The following is a 5,175-nucleotide window of genomic DNA, read 5'->3' as shown; positions in this document are numbered from 1 at the left end:
TCGGGATCGGCATCCCAGCCGAGCTGGAAGTCGATGCGCCAGACGTTGTCGCTCTGCTTGTGCAGCAGCACACTCTGGTTGGGGTGGAAGGGCGGGTCGAACCAGAACCAGCGCTCGGCCGGGTAGTCGGCCTTCATCACCACGTCGGCAATGAGGAAGCGGTCCTTGAACACGTGGCCATCGATGTCCAGCCCGAGCTGGCGGCGCACGTTCGAGCGTGCTCCGTCGGCCACGATCACCCAGTCGGCATCGATGTCGAACGGGCCGTCGGGCGTGTCCACCGATAGGCGTGCCCCCTCCGCCGCCGGCTGCACCGAGGTCACACGGTAGTTCCAGCGCAGGTCCACCCCCAGCTCGGTGGCGCGCTGCACCAGCGCCTCCTCCAGGTGGTACTGCTGCAGGTTGATCATGCCCGGACGCTTGTGGCCCGGCTCGGGCACGAGGTTGAACTGGTAGACCTCCTCGTCGCGCAGGAAGGTGCGCCCCACGTTCCAGCTCACGCCCTTGTCCACGATGCGCTCGCCCACCCCGAGGCGGTCGAGGATCTCCAGCGCCCGCTTGGCGTAGCAGACCGCGCGCGAGCCGAAGGAGACGCTGTCCTCCTCGTCGAACAGCAGCACCTCCAGCCCGTGCAGACGGGCGTCGATGGCGGCGGCCAACCCCACCGGTCCGGCCCCGATGACCACCAGAGACCGGCGCTGCGGTGCACCGGCCATCAGGTCCTCCGGCGCGCGATAGGGAAACGTGGGGTAGGTATAGGTGGCCAAGGGCTTGTCTCCGGTCGGAACGATTCGGATCGAACTCTACCGCATAATTTCTTCATGGTAAATACGTTTACCTAAACGTAATTGCAGCGCCGACACAAAAAAGCCCCGGCAGACCCACCGCCAGGGCTTTCGATCGGGCGACGGTGACGCCCCTGCCGTGGGCACCGGGTGGCGTCAGCCGTGCTCGGGCGAGTGCACCACCGTCACCGGCACCGGTGAGTCCCTGAGCACCGCCTGGGAAACCGAGCCCATGAAGACCGACTTCAGGGCCCCGGCACCCCGGGCACTGAGCACGATGGCATGGCAGGCAAACGCCTCCTGCTGCTCCAGGATCGCCTGCGCCGGGTCGCCCGTGACCACCACGGCCTCGACCGTCTGGCCGGCTGCCTGCAGCAGTGCCAGCGCATCACGCAACTGGTCCTTGCCGGCCGACTCGCTGACCTGCTGCAGCACCTGCGGGTCGCGCGCCACCACCACCTCGTAGAGGTTGGCCGGCTCCTGCACATTGACCAGCACAAAACGCGCCTTCAGTCCGTGCCCCACCAGTTCCAGCGCATGGCGCACCGCCGCCAGGGCCAGTTCGGACCCATCGACCGGGATCAGTATCTTGTGCATTCCGTCATCTTCCTTCCTGCGGTTTCAACGGGGCCTTTCGTTGAGCACGTACCAGTACAGCTCGATCTGGCCCGCCACGTCGATGAACTTGTCGAAGCTCACCGGTTTCTCGATATACGAGTTGACCCCCAGATCATAGGCCGCCAGCAGATCGCGGTCCTCGCGCGAGGACGTCAGCATCACCACCGGAATGCGGCGGTGGCGCGGATGCTCCTTGAGCTGCCGCAGCACCTCCAGTCCGTTGACCTTGGGCAGGTTGATGTCCAGCAGGATCACCGCCGGCGGTGCCTCGCCCGCATCCCAGCGCTCCATGAAGGCCAGTGCCTCCTCGCCATCGCGCGCCACGTCGATGCGGTTGGAAAAGCGCTTGCGTTCGAAGGCGCGCAGCGTCAGGTCCAGGTCCATGGGGTTGTCCTCGACCAGCAGCAGCGAGGGTGCGGGGAAGCTCGGCAGGTTCATGACGATGGGAACTCCAGGTAGAACACAGCCCCTTGCCCGGGCGCACTCTCCGCCCGGACGCGACCGTTCATGCGCTCAGCCGCCTTGGCCACCAGCGCCAGGCCGACACCGGTGCCGGCATAGTCCTCGACCCGGTGCAGCCGCTGGAAGATGCCGAAGATGCGATCGCAATACTTCATATCGAAACCGATGCCGTTGTCGCGCACCCAGATGCGCCGACACCCGTCGGCCTCCTCGGCACCGATCTCGACTCTCGGCGGCGTGCTGTCGCGGCTGAACTTGACGGCATTGCCGACCAGGTTGCGCAAGGCCACCGCCAGGCCTTCGCGGTCGACCGACAGGCGCATGGCGCCGACCCGGTTGTCCACCCGGGTACCCAGCCGTTCGATGTCACCGGCACAGGCCTCCAGTGCCTGTTCCACCAGCGGCCGCACCTCGGCGTCCTGGCACGTCATCTGCCGACGCTCCATGCGCGAGTAGTCCAGCAGATCCTCGATCAGGCAACCCATCTGCTCGACGCTGCGGCGGATGCGCGCCACGAACAGGCGGCCCTCCTCGTCCAGCCTGGGAGCGTACTCCTCCTGCAAGAGCTGGCTGTAGCCGTCGATGCCGCGCAGGGGCGCCTTCAGGTCGTGCGAGACCGAGTAGGTGAAGGCCTCCAGTTCCTGGTTGGCCCTGCGCAGTTGCTCGGTGCGTTCCACCACCCGCCGTTCGAGCGCCTGATTGGCCTCCCTCAGGCGCTCCTCCGCCTGGCGCAGTTGCTGGCTGCGCTCTTCCACCAGCGCCAGGTTCCGCTGGCGCTCGGTCACGTCCTGGATGGTCGTGAACAGGTGCTCCAGGTGGCCTTGCGTGTCGTAGACGGCGCGCACGACCATCTCGGTGTGCACGACGGCGCCGTCCCGGCGGATGAAGCGCTTCTCCATCTGGTAGCCGTCGCGCCGGCCGGCCAGCAGCTCGTCGAACAGGCTCACATTCGCGGCCACGTCGTCGGGGTGCGTCATCTCGACCCAGGTCCTGCCCAGCAGTTCCTCCCGCTCGTAGCCCAGGATCTCGCACAGCCGCCCGTTCACCTCCAGCCAGCGCTTGTCGGCCGCCGAGGAAATCGCCATGCCGATGAAAGGCAATTCGAAAAAGCGGCGCACCAGGGCTTCGCGCTCCTGCCGGGCCCGCTCCGCCATGCGACGGTCCGTGATGTCCAGCAGGATGCCGGTGGCGCGCATGACCGCGCCCTGCCCGTCCCACTCGATGCGGGTACGGTCCTCCACCCAGGCCCAGCCGCCATCGGCACGTCGAATGCGGTACGCCTGCGTGGCATGGGCTTCATCGCCACTGAAACACGGTTCCCGGCTCGCCATCACCCCGTCCAGATCGTCCGGGTGGATGAAATCCCGGTACATCCGGCCACTGGCGGTGAAATCCGTCGGCACATAGCCCCACTGCGACACGCCATCACTGATGCGCAGCACCGGCCAGCCGGCCCCCATGTGCCATTCCACCACCACGGCCGGCGACCGGTTGATGAGATTGTTCATGTACAGGAGACGCTGCTGATTGTGCTGCAGACGCTCGGCCATCCGGTCAACGGCCTGGCCAATCAACCCCAGTTCGTCGGCACCGCCCACCCCGGTGCGCCGCTCCAGCTGGCCGGCGCCCATGTCCTCCACCGCGGCCACCATGCGGCGCGCGCGGCGAAACCAGACGGTATCGAGAAACGCCCACAGCAGTGCGGCGGCCAGCAGCGCCAGCAGGACGTCGCGCGACAGATCGGCCAGCACCGCCGCCCGGCGCTCGGACAGGGTACCCTGTCCGGCCACCTCCTCGCCCAGCTCCGGCAGTTGCATCACATACCGCAGGCCCAGCATCAGCAGGAAGACCACCATCAGGAACAGTGGCACCCAGTGCCGTCCCGCCAGCGGCAGCCAGCGCCCGTTCACCGCTCCCTCCACGCCGGCATGCGGGGCGCCGGTATGGACAACACACACCCCGACCCACCCGGACAGGATAGGCGCTGGCGCAACCCTGGCAATGGTGGCGAGGTCCTCATAGGACCGGAAGGAGATGTTCCATGCGGATGGCCTCCGGTGTGCAGCTTGCAACATTTTGACACCAGTCGCCGAATTCATGCTGGACACGTTCGCGTTTCGGCATGTCACCGGTCGGGACGGCCGCGCACCGGTGCAAGCGTCTGGTGCGCACCGGCGGCCTGCCCGACATCGACCGGGCGTTGCAACATGAAACCTCAGCCAACGCCTGAGCAGCGGGGTCCGCTCACATCCGCTTGGCGATTTCTTCCAGCATCACCTCGGTCGCACCGCCGCCGATGGCCTGCACCCGCGCGTCGCGCGCCATGCGCTCGATCGCCGTCTCGCGGATGAAGCCCATGCCACCGTGGAACTGCAGGCAGTCGTACATCACCTCGTTGACCAGGGTGCCGGCCAATGCCTTGATCATCGACACCTCCTGCACGAGCGCGTGCCCCTGGGCCTCGCGCCAGGCGGTCTGGTAGATCAGCGCGCGCACGGCCTCCACCTGCGCCAGCCGCTTGGCGAGCTGGTGCCGCACCGCCTGCTTGTCCCAGAGCGTCGCGCCGAACGCGCGGCGCTCGCGCGTCCACGACAACGCCAGCTCGATCGCGCGCGAGGCCTCGCCCATGGCCTGCGCGCCGAGCACGATGCGTTCGTTCTGCAGGTTTTTCACCAGTGCGTAAAAGCCCCTGTTCTCCTCGCCCAGCAGGTTGCCCGCCGGGATGCGGCAGTCGTTGAAGACCAGCTCGGCCGTGTCGCTCGAGAGCCACCCGTGCTTGCGCAGCGGCCGCGCCACCGAAAAACCCGGCGTGCCCTTTTCCACGATGAACATCGAGATCTGGTGGTTGCGCCCCGGCTCGCCGGTCTTGGCCGCGACGAAGTAGATGTCGCCGTGCACGCCGTTGGTGATGAACATCTTCGAGCCGTTGAGCACCCAGTGGTCGCCCTCGCGGCGCGCCGTGGTGCGCATGCTGGCCAGGTCCGAACCGGCATCGGCCTCGGTCATGGCCACCGCCGCGATCTTCTCGCCCCGGATGATGGCCGGCAGGTAGCGCGCCTTCTGCTCGGGCGTGCCGGCATGGTGCAGGTGCGGACTGGCCATGTCGGTGTGCACCAGCACCGTGACCGCGAAGCCGCCGTAGCCCGAGCGGCCCAGCTCCTCGGCCAGCACCACGGTCGAGAGCACGTCCAGCTCGCTGCCGCCATGGGCACTGTCGTAACGCATGCCCAACCAGCCCATCTCCCCCATCTCGCGCAGGATCTCGCGCGGCACGAAGCCGGCCTCCTCCCATGCGTCGGCGTTCGGCAGC

Annotated in this window: 5 protein-coding genes; all 5 read right to left on the bottom strand. The window is 67.4% G+C overall.

Features of this window, described 5'->3' with window-relative positions; genetic code table 11:
• The coding region (locus PHQ87_RS14265) for an FAD-dependent monooxygenase (RefSeq protein ID WP_300235709.1) at positions 1 to 716 on the bottom strand (716 nt) is incomplete at its 3' end.
• A gap of 225 nt (positions 717 to 941) precedes the next feature.
• Positions 942 to 1,382 (bottom strand): universal stress protein, encoded by a 441-nt coding sequence (locus PHQ87_RS14260; RefSeq protein WP_300235707.1) that lies wholly within the window; start codon positions 1,380 to 1,382, stop codon positions 942 to 944.
• Between the two features lie 24 nt (positions 1,383 to 1,406).
• Positions 1,407 to 1,841, bottom strand: a complete 435-nt coding sequence (locus tag PHQ87_RS14255) for a response regulator (protein WP_300235705.1) — start codon at positions 1,839 to 1,841, stop codon at positions 1,407 to 1,409.
• Positions 1,838 to 3,775, bottom strand: coding sequence for a PAS domain-containing protein (locus tag PHQ87_RS14250; protein WP_300235703.1), 1,938 nt, complete (start codon positions 3,773 to 3,775; stop codon positions 1,838 to 1,840). Before PHQ87_RS14250 ends, PHQ87_RS14255 begins: the two co-directional genes overlap by 4 nt.
• A gap of 334 nt (positions 3,776 to 4,109) precedes the next feature.
• On the bottom strand, positions 4,110 to 5,175 hold a 1,066-nt coding region (locus PHQ87_RS14245), incomplete at its 5' end, for an acyl-CoA dehydrogenase family protein (protein ID WP_300235700.1).

The sequence above is a fragment of the Hydrogenophaga sp. genome (assembly GCF_028698005.1).
Taxonomy (GTDB): domain Bacteria; phylum Pseudomonadota; class Gammaproteobacteria; order Burkholderiales; family Burkholderiaceae_C; genus Hydrogenophaga.
This window is presented reverse-complemented; position numbering and strand designations above follow the sequence as displayed.